The organism is Acinetobacter sedimenti, from assembly GCF_022601685.1.
Taxonomy (GTDB): Bacteria; Pseudomonadota; Gammaproteobacteria; order Pseudomonadales; family Moraxellaceae; genus Acinetobacter; species Acinetobacter sedimenti.
This window is the reverse complement of sequence record NZ_JAKUML010000007.1, coordinates 126,919-146,362: the sequence shown is the minus strand read 5'-3', so window position 1 is coordinate 146,362 and position 19,444 is coordinate 126,919. Positions and strand designations below refer to the sequence as shown.

Sequence of the window (19,444 nt, the reverse complement as noted above, 5' to 3'; positions counted from 1 at the left end):
TATATTGAGATGTTCTACAATTCAAAACGTAGACATGGTTCCAATGGTCAACGTTCTCCATTAGATTATGAAAAGGCTCATCAAAAGATGGTTATATGTGTCTAGAATTTTGGTGGCTATTCAGGTAACCCGACTGACATCTGTCATTTGCGTCACTTTAGAGGCAGGTAAATCATGACAAAATAGTTTGATTATTTGTCTAAACTTAGCCTCAGAAATATGTGAATGCTTACAATACTTGTTTAACACAGTCATAGCGTAACTTTAGCACCTTTTGATTTGTGGTAAAGTTATCTAGACCCTTTGTAATTGTGTAGAAAAAAAGGAGAAAGTAAATATAGTGCACCGAATTGACTAAAAGCCATTCAGTCGTCATGGTCTTATCGTTTTCAAACCTTTATATCACTCAAAATGAGTAAAAGTATTGCTACTTTAGATTCGCTATTTATCGGCTATATTTCGTTTCACTTTATTTATGATTTTAATGTTAAAAACTAGAGCAATTGCTATGAAGAAACTATTGATCACAACAGCACTTTCTGTCGCTTTATTTAGCCCAATGACGGCAATGGCAATGCCTGCGTCAGATGCCTCGGTCAAGGAATTATTGAAAATGACCAATTCTGAGCAGATGATGGATCATATGAATGCACATATGCAAAACATCATTTCACAATCCATTCAACAGGTACAGAAGCAACAAGGTGAAGTACTGTCAGACGCTCAAGTTGAAATCGTGCATAAATATTCTAAAAAAGTCGCTGACATCATGGCAAAAGGTATGAAATGGTCAGATATCGAACCTGCAATACTTAAGATTTATCAAGATAACTTTACACAAGAAGATATCAATGGATTAATTGCATTTTATAAGTCACCAGTTGGGCAAAAAACCATTGAGAAAATGCCTGTTGTCATGCAACAAAGTATGACCGCTGGACAAGAAGCGATGATGAAAGTGATGCCTGAGCTTACCGATGAGATGAAAGGCTTTATGTCAGAGCTACGTGCTGTTGAAGCGGATACGCATCAGCATGAAGATGTGGAAAATAGAGAATAATTAATCATTTTACCTTGAAGCCAATCTCTTCATAAATAATTCATAATATGTATTATTATGCTCAGCATAAGGTCCTGATATTTATATTTAATCCTTATGCTGAGTTTATAGTTTTTTGGTGTTTCAGGACAAAAACAGTTTTAAGGCGATGATCATGGCTTGGGGTTTACTTATCCTTGCAGGAATCTTAGAAATCGTTTGGGCTTATGCGATGAAGCTGTCCAAAGATTTTACTATTTTAGTTTCCTCTGTACTTACAATTCTATTGGCTTTAGCAAGTTTTGCGCTATTGGCACAAGCAATGAAGAGCATAACGCTCGGTACCGCTTATGTGATTTGGACAGGTATCGGTGCAATCGGTGCTTTCCTTGTGGGCATTTTTGCTCTTGGTGAACCTGCCTCATTATTAAGAATGCTTGCCGCAATTCTAATTGTTTCAGGGATGTTATTGATGAAGTTTTTGGCATCCGCCTAATTCACTCAGATAAAAGATAACTGTTATCCATACAAAGCGGTCAGTTCAGTCATCGGCCATCTCGGTGTGGTCGTGACTGCCAAATCGTCTTGTTGCCCTGCTTTTAAGCGTTGATAGCCTGCAAAAGCAATCATCGCACCATTATCAGTACACAGGGCAGGCTCAGCATAGTAGACTTTTGCACCCATACCACTGAGAGAATTTTCCAACTTTTCACGTAAGCGCAGATTGGCACTGACACCGCCTGCAATCACCAATTGTTTTAAGCCTGTATGCTTAAGTGCTTTAATAGATTTTTTAACTAAAGTATCGACCACAGCTTCTTGGAATGACGCTGCAATATCTGCTTCACGCCCTTGCCCGTCTACTGCTTTGATCTGGCTCGATACGGCTGTTTTTAAACCACTAAATGAAAAATTCAAAGCCTGTTGCATCAACGGACGAGGAAATGCGAAAGCGTCAGGATTGCCTTCTAATGCGAGTTTGGCAATTTGTGGACCTCCGGGATACGGTAAATTGAGCATTTTTGCCACTTTATCAAAAGCCTCACCCGCTGCATCATCAATGGATTCACCAAGTAGTTCATATTCACCAAGCGTATGTGCAGCCATCAGTTGTGTATGACCACCTGATACCAAAAGCGCCACAAAAGGAAACTGTGGTGGCTGTGCTGACAATAACGGTGCAAGCAAATGCCCTTCCATATGATGTACACCGATCGCAGGCTTATTTAAAGCAAAAGCCAAACTTCGCCCAAACAATGCACCCGTCATTAACGCCCCCATCAGACCCGGACCACGTGTATAGGCGATTGCATCTAACTCTTGTTTGGATAAATCACATTGACTCAGCAATTGATCTAGTAGTGGAATGAGCTTGCGTACATGATCACGAGAGGCAAGCTCAGGGACGACACCGCCATATTCTGCATGGAGTTGAATTTGACTATACAATACTTGCCCACGAAGCCCTTGCTCACTGTCATAGATCGCTAGACCAGTTTCATCACAAGACGTTTCCAAACCAAGTACAATCATTTTCACCACGACCTAACTATTTTTACTAAAGCAATTTTTACTAAACCAAACTTACTTGACCAATCTGCCACAACTCAATACTTACCGAACCAAGTACTTTTTAACAGAATTGAGTATTCATAACTAAATAAATTTCAAAAGCATATCCATGAAAAACTGTTTTAACATTCATCCGACATCAATCAAGACGACATCATTAAAACTTTTTCTCAATTTATCCAAATTTTTCGCTTATTCACTGAAAAACTTAGTTAAAAAGCCATCGGAGCACATTATAGACTTGTACTGATGTAAGTAAAGGCGTAAAATGTCGCACTCATTCACCGTATGTACATCGGGTACATACACATTATCCATAGTCTTAATAGAGGATTCTATATGCCACAAGTTAAATTGAAAGAAGGTGAACCAGTTGACGTTGCTATCCGTCGCTTCAAACGCTCTTGCGAAAAGGCAGGTGTTTTAGCTGACGTACGTAAGCGTGAATTTTACGAGAAACCAACTCAAGAACGTAAACGCAAAAAAGCTGCTGCTGTTAAGCGTTATGCAAAAAAAGTTGCTCGTGAATCAATCCGCACAACTCGTTTGTACTAATTCGTTTTTATAAACTTGTAGTGACTATACTCAATGATTGAGTATTTAGATTTTAAATTGATAATTGATTGATGCTATGACCACTTTAAAAACGCAAATTACTGACACACTCAAAACTGCTATGAAAGCGAAAGACATGGCGACTGTGACAGTGGTTCGTGGATTACAAGCAGCGATCAAACAAATTGAAATCGACGAGCGCATCGAACTCGATGATGCTCAAGTGTTGAACGTTGTTGAAAAACAAGTCAAACAACGTAAAGAATCGATTAAGGCCTTTCAAGGTGCTGGTCGAGAAGATTTAGCTAGTAAAGAACAAGCCGAACTTGAGGTAATATCTCAATTTCTACCTGAAGCTATGTCAGAGGACGAGCTTGATTCTCTCATTGCGCAAACAATAGAAGCGCAAGGTGCTACTAGCATGAAAGATATGGGTAAGGTGATGAATTCTCTACGTCCGATCATAGCCGGACGTGCCGATCCAGCCCAAGTATCTAGCAAAATTAAAGCAAAACTTTCGTAGTTTTTTTCTAAAAGCTTTCAAAATTACCTATTTAAGCATTCCATACACTCAAGTGGAAATCTGAAGCTTAGCTTCTCCTATTTCATCGCAATGATCATATTTATTGAGTCAGTTGAATTTTAAACAAACAATCCGATCAATAGCCATTTATGTCTTTAAATCATTCACCTTTGTCTTAAAATGATAAGTTAAAAGCACAATACATCGTTTAAAGTAGCCCAAATTTGCATGATTTAACCGCACCCAGTTTCGATTACGCATATTCTGACTTTATTTTCTATTCAGCACAATTTAAGATAGTTGCTCAAGGAAGCTTGAGTAAAGTCGTGAGATTTGCTCAATATGATAGGCAGAATGTTCCACCGAGTCAGTGCACGGAGATTTAAATGAAAAAGTATCAATGTATCGTTTGTGGTTGGATTTATGACGAATCACAAGGCTGGCCAGAAGACGGTATTGCAGCTGGTACAAAGTGGGAAGATATCCCAGATGATTGGACTTGCCCTGACTGTGGCGTTTCAAAAGCAGATTTTGAAATGATCGAAGTATAAGTCTTACTCGACTAGACCATGCATTGCATGGTCTTTTTTGTTTGTACAAGATATTTGAAGAAATATTTAAAAATACACGGAGATAACAACATATGGCAACAATGCGCCCTATCATCATTGTCGGCTCAGGTATGGCTGGGTACACCCTTGCACGTGAGTTTCGCAAACTGAATAAAGAACAGTCACTGATCATGATCACGACGGATGATGCAAGCAACTATGCCAAACCAACTTTGTCGAATGCCTTAGTGGGGAATAAAGCACCCGAACAAATTGCGCTTGGTGATGCAGAAAAAATGCGCAACCAACTTGATATGACCATTCTCACTGAAACTTGGGTCAAAGCCATTGATGCAGAAAAACATCAAATCGAGCTTGAAACTAACGGCCAATTGAGCACTTTAGACTATGAAAAATTAGTGCTTGCCGTGGGTGCAAATCCAATTCGCCTAGCCATCTCTGGTGACGGTGCGGATGATATTTTTGTGGTAAACAACCTCAATGATTACAAAGCCTTCCGTGACCATCTAGATCGCCGTCAGGAAAAGCGCGTACTGATTCTTGGTGCAGGTTTGATTGGTTGCGAGTTCGCCAATGATTTAAAAAATACCAATCACGATGTCACAGTGGTTGATTTGGCACCTCGACCTCTCGGACGATTACTTCCAGAACATACCGCAATTGCGTTCCAAGAAAACCTTGAACAAGCAGGCATTCAGTTTGCACTTGGAACAACTGTTGATAAAGTCGTTAAAATCAAGCAACAAGGTGCTGATATTGATTATGAAGTGACCTTATCCAACGGACAGCGTTTCGTCGTGGATGTGGTCTTGTCTGCGATTGGGTTACAGCCGAATATAAATTTAGCAAAATCGTCCAAAATTCATACAAGCCGTGGTATAATTGCCAATTCGCTTATGGAAACCAATCAGCCCGATATTTATGCTGTTGGTGATTGCGCAGAGGTTCAAGGAACATTGCTTCCTTATGTAATGCCGATCATGCAACAAGCTCGAGCTTTGGCAAAAACGCTGAATGGTGAAAGCACCCACGTTCACTACCCTGCAATGCCTGTTGCGGTGAAAACACCTGCAGCACCATTGACTGTTTTACCTGCGCCTACTGATGTTGAGGTCAACTGGGAAACGGAGGAATTTGACGATGGCATGCTTGCCAAAGCAATTGATCAAGAAGGTACTTTACGTGGCTTTGTGTTGCTAGGTGCAACCGCAGGCAAACAACGCCTAAGTCTTGCAAAGTTAGTCCCTGATTTGATCCCTGCACAGTCTAGTTAATACATTTTCATTAAGACAGATTGTTGCATACAAATGTTAAGGTAAGTTTACAACGATAGACTTACCTTTTTTACATTCCACAAGTTATATGTAACGAATTATATTGACTCAAATCTAAGGGTCACAATGCGTTGCAAATGAGATGTATCGAGGACATTGCCATGACAGCGACCGCTTTGCAAATGAACCAATCACCATATAGTGAGTTCATGCAAGAAACTGAAGTTTTGCTACCAAATAAGCAACGACTACATGTTGAAATTGGTGGTAATCCTGCACATCCAACCATTATGTTAATTATGGGTTTAGGTGCGCAGATGTTGGTATGGCCTGATGCATTTTGTCGATTGCTGATTGATGCAGGCTATCAAGTGGTGCGCTTTGACAATCGCGATATCGGTCTATCGAGCAAAACCAAACGTAAAGGCGAACGGCTAAATACATTGAAACTGATGGGTCGTTTTGGCTTGGGTTTACCAAATGAAGGTGCACCATATACCTTGTACGACATGGCTGAAGATGTCAGCTTGCTGATTGATGCGCTACGATTAAAAGAAGTAAATCTCATTGGCGCATCAATGGGTGGCATGATTGCGCAAATCGTGGCGGCACAATATCCTGAAAAAGTAAAAACTCTTGGCTTGCTTTTCACCAGTAACAATCAGCGTTTTTTACCACCGCCATTTCCAAAGCAGTTGATGAGTTTAATTGGTAAACCAAAATCTCACGATGAAAACGGTATCGTTGAGCATTCTATTCGATTATTTAATACCATTGGCTCACCGGGTTTAGTTGATCCTATTCTATCTGCAGAACATGCACGTAAGCTTTACAATCGTAGTTTTTACCCTGCTGGTGTATTACAACAATTCTTGGCAATCCTTTGTACAGGTTCGTTATTAGAACTTGACAAACAAATCGAACAGCCTACGATAGTGGTGCATGGCAGTCGAGATCGTTTGCTCCCGCCCGCACACGGCAAAGCTGTGGCAAAAGCGATCAAGAATGCAAAATTTGAACTAATAGATGGTATGGGACACGATTTACCGCTATATTACATTCCAAAATTAGTGCATATTTTTACTCAACAAATTAAATCATTGACTCCTTAGGACATTATGGCTGCTCTACCTTCTCTCCGTCAGCTTTCGTATTTAGTTGCTTTGTCTGAAACCTTACATTTTACCGAGGCGGCACGTCGCTCTTTCGTTACCCAATCCACTCTCTCGGGTGGCATTATGGAATTAGAGCGATTGCTAGGTGGTGTATTGGTAGAGCGTGATCGCCAAAATGTCAGGCTAACACCACTTGGTGAACAAGTCGTTGCACGTGCACGTGTGTTACTTGCCGATGCGCAAGATTTGATGCGCTTAAGCCGTGAGATGAGCGAGCCATTAACAGGTGATTTACATCTTGGTGTGATTCCGACTATTGCACCATTTATTTTGACCCAGCTATTACAAGCAGTTCAAAAAGAATTACCACGTATTCGCTTGCATCTGCATGAAGCACAAAGTGAAAAAGTGCTTGAACGCCTAGAGCACGGTCAGTTAGATATCGTGCTTCTTGCCTTGCCTTTTGATACACAAGGTTTAAAGATCAAAGAAGTCAATACTGAAAAGCTCTATGTGGTCTGCAATAAAAATGATAAAGACACCATCAAAGCCAAGAACATTGATGATTTAGATTTATCAAAATTGATTTTGCTTGAAGAAGGACATTGCTTGCGTGATCACGTACTGAGCGCATGTCCGATCAAAGAACAAAAGAATGACTCTCGCTTAAAAGCAAGCTCTTTACCAACCCTATTAGAAATGGTTTTGGCGAATCTTGGTTTTACCATGTTGCCTGAGATTGCCATTCAGAATGCAAGCCTAGTGACCAATGATGAGCTGATTATTCATCCGATTGACAATCCTCCTGAACGTACATTGGCGCTGATTACACGCAAAAGCACACCTCTACAGACTGAGTTTGATATTTTACACGGTATTTTAACCACGATCACTTCTCAGGTGTTGGCGGATAATCAAAAGTATATTGCATCCCAATAAGCGATTTTCTTCAAATATAAAAAAAGCGTTGGTATTTACCAACGCTTTTTTCATGATGAGTGGCGTAAAACTAAATGTTTAATTCAAACGCCCACTTCTAATCATTAGTTCTTTTGCTCTTTACGCTCAACCTTTGCTTGACTGCGCAGATATTCAATATAGTCATTCAATTCATTTTGACCACGTGGATCAAAGCGGTTTACGACTTGCACTTTTTGCTCATCTGTTAAGTTAAAGGCAGGATTTTGACCAATTGCAGATACAGCGACAATAAACAAATATTCACCCGCATTTGCAGACTTTACAGACCAGAAACCTTCTTTAGTCGGTGCAGGCACACTGTATGCCACTTTTTCAAGATCATCAGGCAACAATGCGCTGTAGCGTGGTACAGGGCCTAAATCTGTAAAGTTCACCTTGCTTGTTGCAAGTGCATCTTTTGCAGGTTTAGTTTTAAAATCCGCCAAAAGTTGTTTTACGCTTGCTTCAGCTTGTTTCACTTGTTCTGCACGTTTCAGTTTTGCTTGAATATCAGCTTTTGCCTCAGCAAGTGTTTGTGGACGTTCTGCACGATATTCAGATACTTTAAACCACACTGTAGAACCAGCTGTCGTCGTAATACCTGTAGATACGTTACGATCACCTTCTGCGATTTGCTCAGAAAACAGTTTCTGTTTCACCTGTGCATCAGAAAGAACGATATCCGTATTATTTGCTTGTACATTGCGAGCAGTTTGTACCGACACCTTATATTGCTCTGCAAGTGCTTCAAGAGAGTCCGTTTCAAGCGCTGTTTCATTGGCATGACCAATGGCATCTTGATACATATTCTCAACTTTCTTTTCTTTTGCTTGAGTCATGAGCTCATCGCGAACCGAAGCTAATGGCGGTACATCTACACCTGAAAGCTGATCAAGACGAATAATATGATAGCCAAACTCTGTTTTTACTGGAGCGGAAGTCTGCCCTGATTGCTTTAATCCAAGCACTGCTCGGTCAAATGCGTCACCAAATGCACCAACAGTATATCCATCAACTTTACCATTCGCTTCTTTAGACACAGGATCTTCTGAATATTTTTTCACAAGATCTTCAAACTTCGCACCTGCTTCAAGCTCTGCTTGAATAGTTTGAGCCAATTTAGACGCATCTGCATCTTTATGACCATCATCGCCAGTTGCAATCATGATATGACTGATTTCACGACTTGCATCTTTCGCTAAGTTTGCACTATAAGCTTGATACACTTGTTGTAGATCTTGTTCGGTAACTTCAGCACGATTTTGAAATTCTGACTTATTCAAAACGACATACTTCACATCAACATTCGCTGCACGATTGTACGACGCAATATTTTTGTCATAATACGCTTTCACAGCTGCATCAGTAGCAACAAAATCTTGAGCAAAGTTTGCTAAAGGAATTTCAGCAAGATGCGTGGTACGTTCTTGACTGATCAGCTTAATCAAACTCTCAGTATCTTTTGCACTGTGCAAAGATGTCGATAACACACTTTGCGTAATCAAACTCAAAGCGGTTTGTTGACGAAAGTTAGTTAACAACTGATTAATAGTCGAACGTGAACTCGCCAAATAATTATCTAACAACTGCTGTGAGAATTGACCATCTTGTTGAAATGCTTGTTGTTTACGAAGCAAAGTCCCCAACTGCTCATCGCTCAATTGTAAACCGAGTTTTTCAGCCTGTTGGATGAGTAAAGCACGAACAATGGCAGCATCATACACTTGATCTTCAATGACTTTGGTATTAAGTAAGGTTTCATCACCGCCAACACCCTGTAGATATTGATCCTTTTGAGATTTAATCCAATTGTCTAATTCAGTCTTAGTAATCTCTTGGTCATTGACTTGAATCGCAACTTCTTCGTTGCTTCCAGAAAAATAACCCTCGATTCCAACCAATGCCAAAGGCGTTAAAAACAAGACCAGTAGGACTTTGCCAAGCCAACCCCGAATTAATGTACGAAAAGCTTCCATAAGTGTTCCAAAAAAAACCTTAAATCGAATACTAGCCAAAAATTGTCAAATGACAAGTATATTTATTTTTTACTTACATCAAAATGATATATCAGCATCTAAAACGCATTCATCAATAAAAAACGCGCCGTCCTGGCGCGTTTAAGTTACTTCAATGTCGTTTGAAACAAATTAAGCAACAGAATCTTTAAGACCTTTACCAGCTTTAAAGCTTGGTACTTTGCTTGCAGGGATTTTAAGCTCTGCGCCAGTCTTCGGGTTACGACCCGTACGAGCAGCACGCTCTTTCACACTGAAAGAACCAAAGCCAACTAAAGTTACTGTATCGCCTGCTTTCAATGCAGCGCTGATAGATTCAATCGTTGCGTCAAGAGCTTTACCAGCGTCAACTTTAGTAAGCCCCCCTTTTTGAGCAATCGCATCAATTAATTCTGATTTATTCATGCAAAACATCCTCTAAATTTGATCGTTTGTATATTTAAGCCAAATTTTAAAACTAGCCGTAGAAGCCTTTATAGCAATGCGATTTAATGTTGGCAAGCCAAACTTGACGCTTTTCTTGAAAAAAATGCGATCTTTTTACAAAATTTTGGAGATTTTACTCTCGTTGTTTATTTTTTAACCTGTTTTAAGTTTTGAATCTCAGCTTCCAACTGTTCGTTACTATCAACAAGGCGATCAACCTTTTCGTTGAGATTTTTTAATAATTGTTCTATTAGCAAAATGTCTTTTGGTGTCACCAAACCAAAACGATTGAGTGTCTGGTGTGTGTGTTGATCAATAATTTTTTCCACTTTTTCACGTGTATCTACAACACGCTCATACGCCTTGCCTGTGACCTCACCAACCTTTTCAACAGTTTGATCTGCAACATTACTTGTTTTTGATTCTAGTTCTTCACCGACTTGCACCAATGAGTCAAACAGTTTATTACCTTCTTCTTCAGCACGTGAGAATGCACCTAATCCTGCAAGCCAAATTTGCTTGGTATACTTACGAAGTTCTATTGGGCTTTTACGTTTACCTTTTGTTTTTACTGATGTTTCAGTTTGAAACTCGTCAATAGCATGTTCATCGTGCAAACTATGATCATGGCGCTCCACTCCGTCTACTTGGTCAACCACTGAAATATCCTTATCTTTATTTGGACACATGCCTAGCTCCTAAAACAACATTCGCATTTTGACTTATAACAGTTCACCATAGCAGAGTTCTGTATCAAATGTATAAAATCTGTCTAACAATTCACCTTTCTTAAAAACTAGCTGTTGACAGTTTTCATGACATGCTCTTAAATCGAGATACAGCGCTACGTTAAAAGTTGCTGATATTTTGCTGTTTTAAACTGCCATAGCAAAATATTCATTGCGCTAACAATGGATTGTTAACGTGGTTTAACTAAGGTTTTGATTTTGATGAATGACAATACGCAACAAAGCACACACCAACCACATTTGTTGCACTCTATTATTCTAATTATTTTAGAAACAATTGTGACTTTTCTCTTAAAACATGATCGTGCTTCACGAATTCATGCGAAAAGCTTTGTTCAAAATAACGTCACTATTGCTTTTAAAACCTTTTTACCTGCTTCAGATTTTTATGTCACTTTTGATAATAAAGGCATTTTATTTGATCCAGAGTTGACTGAAAAAAATCAAGTTGAAACCTTCACCGTATCAGCCTCAAGTATTGATTTGGTTCGTTTCTTATTAACTGGCAATGATCGCCATCTTCGTCGAGTTCGTTTGTTTGGTGGAGAGGAATGGCATGATCAATTCCGTTTATTTATGCATAGCCTAACCTTGCCGATGCTTTTTGCGGATTGGAAAAGTTGGCTCTTAAAACAACAGTCAAATAACTTACCACAACGTAGCTTAGAACCTCTTCTAAGTAAGCTTGAATTGCAACGCAGTGAAATTAGTCAACTTGAATTACAAGTAAAAGAACAGCGTTATGATCTACAGCAGCTTGAACGTAAGCTTAAAAATACACATCGCTTATATTTATTATTGATCTTCATTTTCGCCATCGGCATAAGCGCATTTAATCTGCTATAATTCCTCTCGATTTAACCGCTCTTCACTCAAATCACGTCAAGCTTTTAGCAAAAAGCTATTTTATTCATACTATTTGCATAGTGAATAACCAACATCAATATTTACAATGATATTAAACTTGACTAATTTAGTCGGGTTTTTTTATAATTCACTTATCGTATTTGCACGTTGCCACAGATCAAAGCTAAGAGATTAGATCATGCGCCTTACAACACGTGGTCGCTACGCCGTGACTGCAATGCTCGATTTAGCACTTCAGCCACTCGACCAAACGATTACTCTTGCAGAAATCGCCGCTCGGCAGACTATTTCTGTCGCCTATCTTGAGCAGCTATTTTCAAAATTGAAACGTCGCCAGCTTGTTGCCAGTGTACGTGGTGCAAATGGTGGTTATCACCTTGCACGCCCTGCTCATAAAATCACTGTACTCGAGATCATCGAAGCGGTGAATGAGTCCGTCGATGCGACACGTTGTGACCACAAAGGCAACTGTCAAAATGGTGCAATGTGTTTGACTCATGATTTATGGCAAGACTTATCAAGTCATATTTCAAAGTATTTAGAACGTATCTCCCTTGCTGATTTGGTCGATCGAGATAATGTGCAAGCTGTCGCTTTACGCCAATCATCTAGCGATGATCTAGCCCCTCTGATCGTCAATCAAAAGTCTGTTACAGGAACGATTTAACATGAAGCTCCCAATTTATTTAGATTATGCTGCAACAACCCCTGTGTTGCCTGAAGTTGCAGAGTTGATGATGAGTACCCTCACCTTTGATGGGAATTTTGGTAATCCTGCATCACGTTCGCATAGCTATGGTTGGAAAGCTGAAGAAGCTGTGGAGTATGCACGTGAGCAAGTTGCAGACTTAATCAAAGCAGATCCACGTGAGATCGTCTGGACTTCTGGTGCGACTGAATCAGACAACTTAGCCTTGATCGGTGTTGCCAATTTTTATAAGAATAAAGGCAAACACATCATCACTTCTAAAATTGAACATAAAGCGATTTTGGATACCTGTCGTTTCCTAGAAACTGAAGGTTTTGAAATTACCTATATTGAGCCAGAACCACGCACTGGTTTAATTACCCCTGACATGGTGGCAAAGGAACTTCGTCCTGACACCATTCTCGTATCATTGATGATGGTCAATAATGAACTTGGCACGATCACTGATGTGGCTGCAATCGGCGAATTGACTCGTGCAAATAAGACATTCTTGCACGTTGATGCCGCACAAGCTGCAGGTAAAGTTGAGATTGATCTTTCAACCATGAAAGTTGATTTGATGAGTTTCTCTGGTCACAAAGCTTACGGCCCTAAAGGTATTGGTGCATTATATGTGCGTCGTAGCCCACGTGTACGCTTAAAAGCATTGATCCACGGTGGTGGTCATGAGCGTGGTATGCGTTCTGGTACACTCGCTACGCATCAAATTGTTGGTATGGGTAAAGCCTTTGAAATCGCTGGCAAAACCATGCAAGCTGAGCAAGCACGTTTACGTGTATTGCGTAAAAAGCTGTGGAATGGCTTGAATGACATGGAAGAGGTCTACCTCAACGGTCATCCTGAACATAATGTCGCAAACTATCTCAATGTCAGCTTTAATTTTGTTGAAGGTGAATCATTGATGATGGCACTCAAAGATATTTCTGTATCAAGTGGTTCTGCATGTACATCGGCAACGCTTGAACCATCATATGTGCTTCGTGCACTTGGTTTATCTGATGAATTGGCGCACAGCTCAATCCGTTTTAGCTTTGGTAAATACACGACTGAAGCTGAGATTGATCATGTCATCGCCATCACCAAATCTGCAGTAGAAAAATTACGTGAACTCTCTCCACTTTGGGATATGTACAAAGATGGCGTAGATTTCTCAAAAGTCGAGTGGGCAGAACACTGATTTCACTTGAAAAAGTAAATCAACACCCATATTTATTTATCATGGTTGATTGAAAATTTAAACCATTTCATCAACCTCAGCTGACCCCGAGGTATGGAGAAGCATCATGGCATATAGCGAAAAAGTAATCGACCATTACGAAAATCCACGTAACGTCGGTGTATTAGACAAAGACGCAGCAAATGTTGGTACAGGCATGGTGGGTGCACCTGCATGTGGCGACGTCATGCGCTTGCAAATCCAAGTCAATGACAATGGCGTGATCGAAGAAGCTCGTTTTAAAACTTACGGCTGTGGTTCTGCGATTGCATCAAGCTCATTGGTGACGGAATGGCTCAAAGGTAAAACTTTGGACGAAGCACAAGCCATCAAAAACATTGATATCGCAACTGAGTTGGCTCTGCCACCTGTAAAAGTCCACTGCTCTGTTTTGGCAGAAGATGCGATCAAAGCAGCGGTTGAAGACTACCGTAGCAAGACTGCAAAATAATTTTTGTAGTTGCCAATCACGATTTATCACACGCAAACAGTTTAGGAGTAAACATGATTCATATAACTGAAAGTGCTGCACAGCATGTTGCAAACTTTATTGCGGGTCGTGGTAAAGGTGAAGGCATTCGTTTGGGAATCAAAACCTCTGGCTGTTCTGGTTTGGCTTATGTGCTTGAGTTTGTTGATGAAACAAACTCTCATGATCAAGTCTTTGAACAGCACGGCGTCAAAGTCTTTGTTGATCCAAAAAGTCTAGTCTATCTCGATGGTGTTGAGATGGACTATGTCAAAAATGGTTTAAACGAAGGCTTTGAGTTTCGTAACCCGAACCAAAAAGGTGAATGTGGTTGCGGTGAATCTTTCACTGTTTAATCCGCTTTTGCTACGATAAAAAGCCAATAATTCCCCTGTCTTATTGGCTTTTATTACATATATTTTTATAGATAGATTTTGTTCTTCTTCCAATCTACTGATGAGCTGTTGCAATGAATCACTTTGAATTATTTGAACTTGAACCTGCGCTTGATATCGACTTGACGCAACTCAAAGCCAAATTTCTCAAACTGCAACAGCAATACCATCCTGATAATAATCAAGATCACATCGAGCAAGCCATTGCCAAATCAAGCCAAGTCAATCAAGCGTATGATGCGCTAAAAAACATTGACAGTCGTGCTGCTTATTTATTGCAACTGCAAAAGCAAGATGGTGGTTTAGAGCAATCTATTCACGATTTTGAGTTTTTGCAATCTGCCTTAGAACTTCGTGAACAGCTTGATGAAGCAACCTCAAGTGAACAATTGCAAGGTTTACGAACTGAAGTTGAGCAATGGGTCAATGCCTTGATCAAAGAGTTTCAAATTGATTATGCCGAGCAAGATTGGTCAGAAGCACGAGATACTGTGCGAAAATTACGTTTCTTCCGTCATGTGTTGATGGATATTGATAAAGCAGAAGAAAAATTATTCGATGATGAGGATTTTGCTGGTTTTAATGATGATTTTGAATAAACAACATTCATCAATTGGCATTCTCATTTTTGACTGAATTTTAACTGCGGATAGATTATGGCTTTATTGCAAATTGCAGAACCTGGACAATCCAGTAATCCACACGAACATCGTATCGGGATCGGTATTGATCTCGGCACCACCAACTCATTGGTGGCGACTGTACGCTCAGGTGTGCCAAAAATCCTTCAAGATCAGCATGATCATACGCTTCTGCCCTCTATCGTACATTATGGCAAAGATGACAATGGTCAAGCACAAGTGACTGTTGGGTATGATGCTAAAGCATTGATTGCGACTGACCCTGCAAATACTATCGTTTCGGTGAAACGCTTCATGGGGCGCTCAAAAGCCGATATCCGCTTCCAACATCCCTATGAATTGGTCGGAATTGATCAAGATATGCCAACTTTCGTCACTGCACATGGCAATCAATCCCCTGTCGAAATTTCTGCGCAAATCTTAACGGCTTTAAAAAATCGTGCTGATCTACATCTTGAGCATGAAATCAATGGTGCAGTCATTACCGTGCCTGCCTACTTTGATGAAGCACAGCGTCAAGCGACCCGAGATGCAGCCAAACTCGCAGGCTTAAATGTATTACGCCTATTGAATGAACCAACCGCAGCAGCGATTGCTTACGGACTTGATCAAAATAGTCAAATCGTTGAAGATCAAAATTTTGCAATCTATGATCTTGGCGGTGGCACATTTGACATGTCGATTTTACGCTTTAGCAAAGGTGTGTTCGAAGTCCTAGCCACTGGTGGTCACACCGCAATGGGCGGCGACGATATTGACCGCTTATTGGTGAAGTTTTTAAAGACTAAATTTGAAATTAATGAGTTGAGCAATCAACAACATGCACAGCTTGTACAAATTGCCAAATCTGCCAAAGAAGCACTGACAACTGAATCGCAAGTTGATATTCAATTTGATATTGAAGCGCAGCATTTCCAAACCACGCTGACGCAAGCTGAATTGGCAACCGTGATTCAGCCTGTGGCAGATCGTACACTACAGGTTTGCCAACGTGTACTGCGTGATGCCAAGCTAAAAGTTTCTGATGTGAATGCCATCATTTTAGTCGGTGGTTCGACACGTTCGATTGCGATTCAAGATGCTGTTGCGAAGTTTTTCGAGCAAACACCTCTTTGTACTATTAACCCTGATGAAGTGGTGGCACTTGGTGCTGCGATTACTGCAAATCAATTGGTTGGCAACAGCAAAGACGGCACGTTGTTGCTCGATGTCACGCCATTGTCTTTAGGATTAGAAACTATGGGCGGATTGGTTGAGCGTGTAATTCCACGTAATTCGCCAATTCCTGTGGCACGCAAGCAAGAATTTACTACCTACCAAGATGGTCAAACTGCCATGCTGATCCATGTGGTGCAAGGCGAGCGTGATATGGTGGAGCATTGCCGTTCATTAGGTAAATTTGAACTGCGTGGCATTCCTGCGATGACTGCGGGGGCGGCACGGATTGAAGTCACATTCCAAGTCGATGCGGATGGATTACTCAATGTTTCTGCGCTTGAAACCACATCGAATGTCAAAGCCAATATTACTATCAAACCCTCTTATGGCTTGTCGTCATCAGATACCGAGCGTCTGTTGCTTGAAGGCTTTCAACATGCCGAGCACGACAAACAATTGCGTCATCTGAATGAGTTAAAAGTCGAAGCACAACGAGAGTTAGAGGCCTTAAAACAGGCACTCATTCAAGATCAACGTTTGCTTGAATCAGCTCAACAGCAATCTTTAAATGAAGCTGTCGCAACACTGGATAAGACATTGCAAACTGATGATGCGTCAGCTATCGAACAAGCCGTTGAAGCGTTAAAGATTCATAGTGATGCATTTGCTGCGATGCGTATGAATCAGCATATTGACCATGCTTTAAAAGGCACTCGCCTTGATGATTGGTCAAATTCATCTAATACCTCTTCAAATCAGCCGAAGGAATAAATTATGCCACGTATCAAAGTACGCCCACATGCGCAATTCTGCCCTGAAGGTACTGAATTTGAAGTCGAAAAAAATGCCAACCTCTGTGAAAGTCTGCTGAAAAATGGCGTGAAAATCGAACATGCTTGCGATATGTCTAAAGCATGTACCACCTGTCACGTGGTTGTACGTCAAGGTTTCTATGAGCTTGACGAAATGGATGATGTCGAAGCAGATTTGCTTGATCGTGCTTGGGGCTTGGAAGCGGAATCACGCTTGTCTTGTCAGGTGAAAATCGAAGATGAAGATTTGGAAATCGAAATTCCGAAATATACGATTAATCACGCTTCAGAAAATCATTAATAAAAGGCAGTTGTGATGTCGTTGAAAAATCCATGCAAATGCATGGATTTTTTATTAAATATTTTACTGCTTTGATTTTGGACTATGGCGCTTTGGTAGATGCACAATATACTCTTTTGACAATATGACAGCACCATCGTCATCAGTTCGTTGTTGTTGCAGCTTAATGCGATCTATCGCTTCTTGCATGATCTTAATCAATTCAGGGTAATCATAAATAGGCGTTTGATCCAAATTAAGCAGTAAGTTAAAGCCCTTAGATTCAAAATCAAACCATGTGCGATATTTTTCTATCGATTCATGATAACGCTCTACCACCTGCCAAGCCTTCACCGATTCTGCAATCCCTTTAAGTTGCAAAGGGTCATGTTGAATACACAGAAATTCATCTTTCACTAAATTAAACGTTTCTTCCGAAATCAAAATTTGATCGACTTGAGCAGCTGTTTGCAGACGTGAAGCAATATTCGCATCACGGCCAACAATAGTATAAGACATACGATGTGGTGTGCCGTAATTGCCCACGTGGCAATATCCTGTCGCAATACCCATGCGCACATTAAGTGAGGAATATCCCATTTTTACCCAACGTTCACGCAAAATACGCATCTGCTGACGCATGGTGACCGCCATATCCAAACACGCTAAAGCATCTTCTTTTTCACCACGGCTATTCGGATCGCCAAAAAAAATCAGCATGCCATCGCCCATGAACTTATCAATGGTACCGCCATAATGCTTTGCGATCTCAGTCATATGCTTGAGATAATCATTGAGCAAAAATGCCAAATCATCAGGAATGAGGCTTTCAGAAAGATCGGTAAATCCTTGAATATCAGAGAAGAAAATCGTTAGCTTACGACGCTTATACTCAATACGTGCTTCAAGCTCACCACGCATGATAGATTGCCAAAGCTGAACTGGCGCATAACGAGCCAATTGATTATTTAGTTTTAAATAGCGATCTAATTCTTCGGCATGTTTCACACTTTCGCTTTCTAAGATTTCATATCTATACTGTTGATAGTAAATAAACATCGAAATATAAATCATAAAAAACAAAAGCGATAAAACATTCAGCTCACGACCTGCCGATTGTAAATATGACTCAAAACCAAAGAATAATACAGATGAAAAATAAAAAGTAGCAATCGCTAAAATGCTTGAACTAAGAACAATGAACTTAGGTATCTTGGTGTACAGTGCAACAAAGATCATTGCAAAAATCAAAATAAAACTTGGAATGAGTAAGGCGTGAATTGCGGCAATAAATAAACTGCAAAGAAAAACATCAAACAAATATGTTGCACTTTGGCGAGCATATTTTCCGTAAAAATATTCAACGCGTTGGTAGAGTTTATTTTCAAAAGCAAGTGCAATAATAATAAATGGAATGAGATATAGGCTGTTCAGGCCAACGATAATTTCTGTGACAAAACCAACGCATATTAAAATACAAAGAACTGAAAAACCGAGATAGCGTAATATCTTGAGTAATTGATATGGTGCTTTATCCCCAAAAATTCTTTGGATCATGGCTTATCTCGATGAACCGTTGGTATTAATCCATACGCCAATCAAAAGGCATCTCACCTTGACCACGTAATGCAAGCATCAAAGTTTGACGCATATGCGCCAAAACTTCGGAAGAATAAGGCATTGCAGGTATGCCCCATACAGGTTTTGGCCAAGCACTGTCATTCTGATAACGTACCACATGATGAAAATGTAACTGTGGCACAACATTACCGAGTGCAGCCACATTCATTTTATCAGCACGAAAAACACGAGAAAGCTGGCTAGACAACCAACTTGATTCACGTAGAAATTGAGCTTGGTCTGCTTCGCTTAATTCATAAAGCTCAGTAACACCTGGTACACGTGGAATCAAAATTAACCACGGAAACTGCATATCATTCATCAAACGACATGTACAAAGCGGAAAATCACCGACAAAAAAAGTATCTTGGGCAAGTTGTGGATGCAAAGTAAACATATCAATTAATAACTACAGTTAATGTTGCAGCAATACTATCATAGCTCGTGCTTGAGGAAATCAATTTTCTCAAAAGATTT

Annotated in this window: 22 protein-coding genes; 16 read left to right on the top strand and 6 right to left on the bottom strand. The window is 40.2% G+C overall.

Annotated elements, in window-relative coordinates; all coding sequences use genetic code 11:
* The first annotated feature begins 508 nt into the window (after positions 1 to 508).
* Positions 509 to 1,060 carry a DUF2059 domain-containing protein gene (locus MKI79_RS06165; protein ID WP_241571166.1) on the top strand — a complete coding sequence of 184 codons (552 nt, stop codon included), beginning with the start codon at positions 509 to 511 and terminating at the stop codon, positions 1,058 to 1,060.
* Positions 1,061 to 1,214: 154 nt separating this feature from the next.
* Complete coding sequence (locus MKI79_RS06160; RefSeq protein ID WP_241571165.1) at positions 1,215 to 1,535, top strand: DMT family transporter; 321 nt, start codon at positions 1,215 to 1,217, stop codon at positions 1,533 to 1,535.
* A gap of 23 nt (positions 1,536 to 1,558) precedes the next feature.
* Here MKI79_RS06160 and tsaD read toward each other — a convergent pair whose 3' ends face one another.
* Entirely contained in the window at positions 1,559 to 2,572 is a 1,014-nt protein-coding gene (tsaD, locus tag MKI79_RS06155; protein WP_241571176.1) for a tRNA (adenosine(37)-N6)-threonylcarbamoyltransferase complex transferase subunit TsaD, read from the bottom strand.
* Positions 2,573 to 2,950: 378 nt separating this feature from the next.
* On the opposite strand from tsaD, the gene rpsU reads away from it, so the two are divergent.
* The 6 genes from rpsU (at position 2,951) to MKI79_RS06125 (ending at position 7,589) form a co-directional block, all read left to right on the top strand.
* On the top strand, positions 2,951 to 3,166 hold the full coding sequence (gene rpsU, locus MKI79_RS06150) for a 30S ribosomal protein S21 (RefSeq protein ID WP_087620690.1): 216 nt from the start codon (positions 2,951 to 2,953) through the stop codon (positions 3,164 to 3,166).
* 76 nt (positions 3,167 to 3,242) lie between these two features.
* Positions 3,243 to 3,689: a GatB/YqeY domain-containing protein gene (locus MKI79_RS06145; RefSeq protein WP_241571164.1), complete on the top strand. Its 447-nt coding sequence runs from the start codon at positions 3,243 to 3,245 to the stop codon at positions 3,687 to 3,689.
* A gap of 386 nt (positions 3,690 to 4,075) precedes the next feature.
* Positions 4,076 to 4,240, top strand: a complete 165-nt coding sequence (gene rubA / locus MKI79_RS06140) for a rubredoxin RubA (RefSeq protein ID WP_241571163.1) — start codon at positions 4,076 to 4,078, stop codon at positions 4,238 to 4,240.
* Positions 4,241 to 4,341: 101 nt separating this feature from the next.
* On the top strand, positions 4,342 to 5,535 hold the full coding sequence (locus tag MKI79_RS06135; protein ID WP_241571175.1) for an NAD(P)/FAD-dependent oxidoreductase: 1,194 nt from the start codon (positions 4,342 to 4,344) through the stop codon (positions 5,533 to 5,535).
* Positions 5,536 to 5,696: 161 nt separating this feature from the next.
* Positions 5,697 to 6,647: an alpha/beta fold hydrolase gene (locus MKI79_RS06130; protein ID WP_241571162.1), complete on the top strand. Its 951-nt coding sequence runs from the start codon at positions 5,697 to 5,699 to the stop codon at positions 6,645 to 6,647.
* A gap of 6 nt (positions 6,648 to 6,653) precedes the next feature.
* Positions 6,654 to 7,589 (top strand): hydrogen peroxide-inducible genes activator, encoded by a 936-nt coding sequence (locus MKI79_RS06125; protein WP_241571161.1) that lies wholly within the window; start codon positions 6,654 to 6,656, stop codon positions 7,587 to 7,589.
* 104 nt (positions 7,590 to 7,693) lie between these two features.
* On the opposite strand, the gene MKI79_RS06120 is transcribed toward MKI79_RS06125, so the two are convergent.
* From MKI79_RS06120 to MKI79_RS06110, 3 genes are all read right to left on the bottom strand, one after another.
* Positions 7,694 to 9,586: a SurA N-terminal domain-containing protein gene (locus tag MKI79_RS06120; RefSeq protein WP_241571160.1), complete on the bottom strand. Its 1,893-nt coding sequence runs from the start codon at positions 9,584 to 9,586 to the stop codon at positions 7,694 to 7,696.
* Between the two features lie 171 nt (positions 9,587 to 9,757).
* Complete coding sequence (locus MKI79_RS06115) at positions 9,758 to 10,030, bottom strand: HU family DNA-binding protein (protein WP_241571159.1); 273 nt, start codon at positions 10,028 to 10,030, stop codon at positions 9,758 to 9,760.
* Positions 10,031 to 10,197: 167 nt separating this feature from the next.
* Positions 10,198 to 10,689 (bottom strand): phasin family protein, encoded by a 492-nt coding sequence (locus MKI79_RS06110; RefSeq protein ID WP_407651579.1) that lies wholly within the window; start codon positions 10,687 to 10,689, stop codon positions 10,198 to 10,200.
* Between the two features lie 312 nt (positions 10,690 to 11,001).
* On the opposite strand from MKI79_RS06110, the gene MKI79_RS06105 reads away from it, so the two are divergent.
* The 8 genes from MKI79_RS06105 (at position 11,002) to fdx (ending at position 17,368) form a co-directional block, all read left to right on the top strand.
* Positions 11,002 to 11,646, top strand: a complete 645-nt coding sequence (locus MKI79_RS06105) for a hypothetical protein (RefSeq protein WP_241571157.1) — start codon at positions 11,002 to 11,004, stop codon at positions 11,644 to 11,646.
* Between the two features lie 199 nt (positions 11,647 to 11,845).
* The gene (locus MKI79_RS06100) at positions 11,846 to 12,334 is read left to right on the top strand and encodes an Rrf2 family transcriptional regulator (protein WP_241571156.1); all 489 of its coding nucleotides are present in this window, start codon (positions 11,846 to 11,848) and stop codon (positions 12,332 to 12,334) included.
* A 1-nt stretch (position 12,335) separates the two neighbouring features.
* A complete protein-coding gene (locus MKI79_RS06095) occupies positions 12,336 to 13,553 on the top strand; it encodes an IscS subfamily cysteine desulfurase (protein ID WP_241571155.1) in 1,218 nt (405 codons plus the stop codon).
* Between the two features lie 106 nt (positions 13,554 to 13,659).
* The gene (gene iscU, locus MKI79_RS06090; RefSeq protein ID WP_092614322.1) at positions 13,660 to 14,043 is read left to right on the top strand and encodes a Fe-S cluster assembly scaffold IscU; all 384 of its coding nucleotides are present in this window, start codon (positions 13,660 to 13,662) and stop codon (positions 14,041 to 14,043) included.
* 53 nt (positions 14,044 to 14,096) lie between these two features.
* Entirely contained in the window at positions 14,097 to 14,417 is a 321-nt protein-coding gene (iscA, locus tag MKI79_RS06085) for an iron-sulfur cluster assembly protein IscA (protein ID WP_241571154.1), read from the top strand.
* 113 nt (positions 14,418 to 14,530) lie between these two features.
* Positions 14,531 to 15,055: a Fe-S protein assembly co-chaperone HscB gene (gene hscB / locus MKI79_RS06080; RefSeq protein ID WP_241571153.1), complete on the top strand. Its 525-nt coding sequence runs from the start codon at positions 14,531 to 14,533 to the stop codon at positions 15,053 to 15,055.
* Positions 15,056 to 15,112: 57 nt separating this feature from the next.
* The gene (hscA, locus tag MKI79_RS06075) at positions 15,113 to 17,026 is read left to right on the top strand and encodes a Fe-S protein assembly chaperone HscA (protein WP_241571152.1); all 1,914 of its coding nucleotides are present in this window, start codon (positions 15,113 to 15,115) and stop codon (positions 17,024 to 17,026) included.
* Positions 17,027 to 17,029: 3 nt separating this feature from the next.
* Positions 17,030 to 17,368: an ISC system 2Fe-2S type ferredoxin gene (gene fdx / locus MKI79_RS06070; protein ID WP_092614310.1), complete on the top strand. Its 339-nt coding sequence runs from the start codon at positions 17,030 to 17,032 to the stop codon at positions 17,366 to 17,368.
* A gap of 63 nt (positions 17,369 to 17,431) precedes the next feature.
* On the opposite strand, the gene MKI79_RS06065 is transcribed toward fdx, so the two are convergent.
* On the bottom strand, positions 17,432 to 18,904 hold the full coding sequence (locus MKI79_RS06065) for an adenylate/guanylate cyclase domain-containing protein (RefSeq protein ID WP_241571151.1): 1,473 nt from the start codon (positions 18,902 to 18,904) through the stop codon (positions 17,432 to 17,434).
* 25 nt (positions 18,905 to 18,929) lie between these two features.
* Complete coding sequence (locus MKI79_RS06060) at positions 18,930 to 19,364, bottom strand: HIT domain-containing protein (RefSeq protein ID WP_241571150.1); 435 nt, start codon at positions 19,362 to 19,364, stop codon at positions 18,930 to 18,932.
* Between the last annotated feature and the right edge of the window lie 80 nt (positions 19,365 to 19,444).

Excerpts from the sequence above, each read along its gene's own strand:
- MKI79_RS06145 (WP_241571164.1), top strand. The coding sequence starts at position 3,243 with ATGACCACTTTAAAAACGCAAATTACTGACACACTCAAAACTGCTATG.
- hscB (WP_241571153.1), top strand. The coding sequence starts at position 14,531 with ATGAATCACTTTGAATTATTTGAACTTGAACCTGCGCTTGATATCGAC.
- MKI79_RS06130 (WP_241571162.1), top strand. The coding sequence starts at position 5,697 with ATGACAGCGACCGCTTTGCAAATGAACCAATCACCATATAGTGAGTTC.
- rpsU (WP_087620690.1), top strand. The coding sequence starts at position 2,951 with ATGCCACAAGTTAAATTGAAAGAAGGTGAACCAGTTGACGTTGCTATC.
- iscU (WP_092614322.1), top strand. The coding sequence starts at position 13,660 with ATGGCATATAGCGAAAAAGTAATCGACCATTACGAAAATCCACGTAAC.
- MKI79_RS06165 (WP_241571166.1), top strand. The coding sequence starts at position 509 with ATGAAGAAACTATTGATCACAACAGCACTTTCTGTCGCTTTATTTAGC.
- MKI79_RS06060 (WP_241571150.1), bottom strand. The coding sequence starts at position 19,364 with ATGTTTACTTTGCATCCACAACTTGCCCAAGATACTTTTTTTGTCGGT.
- rubA (WP_241571163.1), top strand. The coding sequence starts at position 4,076 with ATGAAAAAGTATCAATGTATCGTTTGTGGTTGGATTTATGACGAATCA.
- MKI79_RS06065 (WP_241571151.1), bottom strand. The coding sequence starts at position 18,904 with ATGATCCAAAGAATTTTTGGGGATAAAGCACCATATCAATTACTCAAG.
- MKI79_RS06135 (WP_241571175.1), top strand. The coding sequence starts at position 4,342 with ATGCGCCCTATCATCATTGTCGGCTCAGGTATGGCTGGGTACACCCTT.
- MKI79_RS06120 (WP_241571160.1), bottom strand. The coding sequence starts at position 9,586 with ATGGAAGCTTTTCGTACATTAATTCGGGGTTGGCTTGGCAAAGTCCTA.
- iscA (WP_241571154.1), top strand. The coding sequence starts at position 14,097 with ATGATTCATATAACTGAAAGTGCTGCACAGCATGTTGCAAACTTTATT.
- hscA (WP_241571152.1), top strand. The coding sequence starts at position 15,113 with ATGGCTTTATTGCAAATTGCAGAACCTGGACAATCCAGTAATCCACAC.
- fdx (WP_092614310.1), top strand. The coding sequence starts at position 17,030 with ATGCCACGTATCAAAGTACGCCCACATGCGCAATTCTGCCCTGAAGGT.
- MKI79_RS06125 (WP_241571161.1), top strand. The coding sequence starts at position 6,654 with ATGGCTGCTCTACCTTCTCTCCGTCAGCTTTCGTATTTAGTTGCTTTG.
- MKI79_RS06095 (WP_241571155.1), top strand. The coding sequence starts at position 12,336 with ATGAAGCTCCCAATTTATTTAGATTATGCTGCAACAACCCCTGTGTTG.
- MKI79_RS06100 (WP_241571156.1), top strand. The coding sequence starts at position 11,846 with ATGCGCCTTACAACACGTGGTCGCTACGCCGTGACTGCAATGCTCGAT.
- MKI79_RS06105 (WP_241571157.1), top strand. The coding sequence starts at position 11,002 with ATGAATGACAATACGCAACAAAGCACACACCAACCACATTTGTTGCAC.
- MKI79_RS06160 (WP_241571165.1), top strand. The coding sequence starts at position 1,215 with ATGGCTTGGGGTTTACTTATCCTTGCAGGAATCTTAGAAATCGTTTGG.
- MKI79_RS06115 (WP_241571159.1), bottom strand. The coding sequence starts at position 10,030 with ATGAATAAATCAGAATTAATTGATGCGATTGCTCAAAAAGGGGGGCTT.
- tsaD (WP_241571176.1), bottom strand. The coding sequence starts at position 2,572 with ATGATTGTACTTGGTTTGGAAACGTCTTGTGATGAAACTGGTCTAGCG.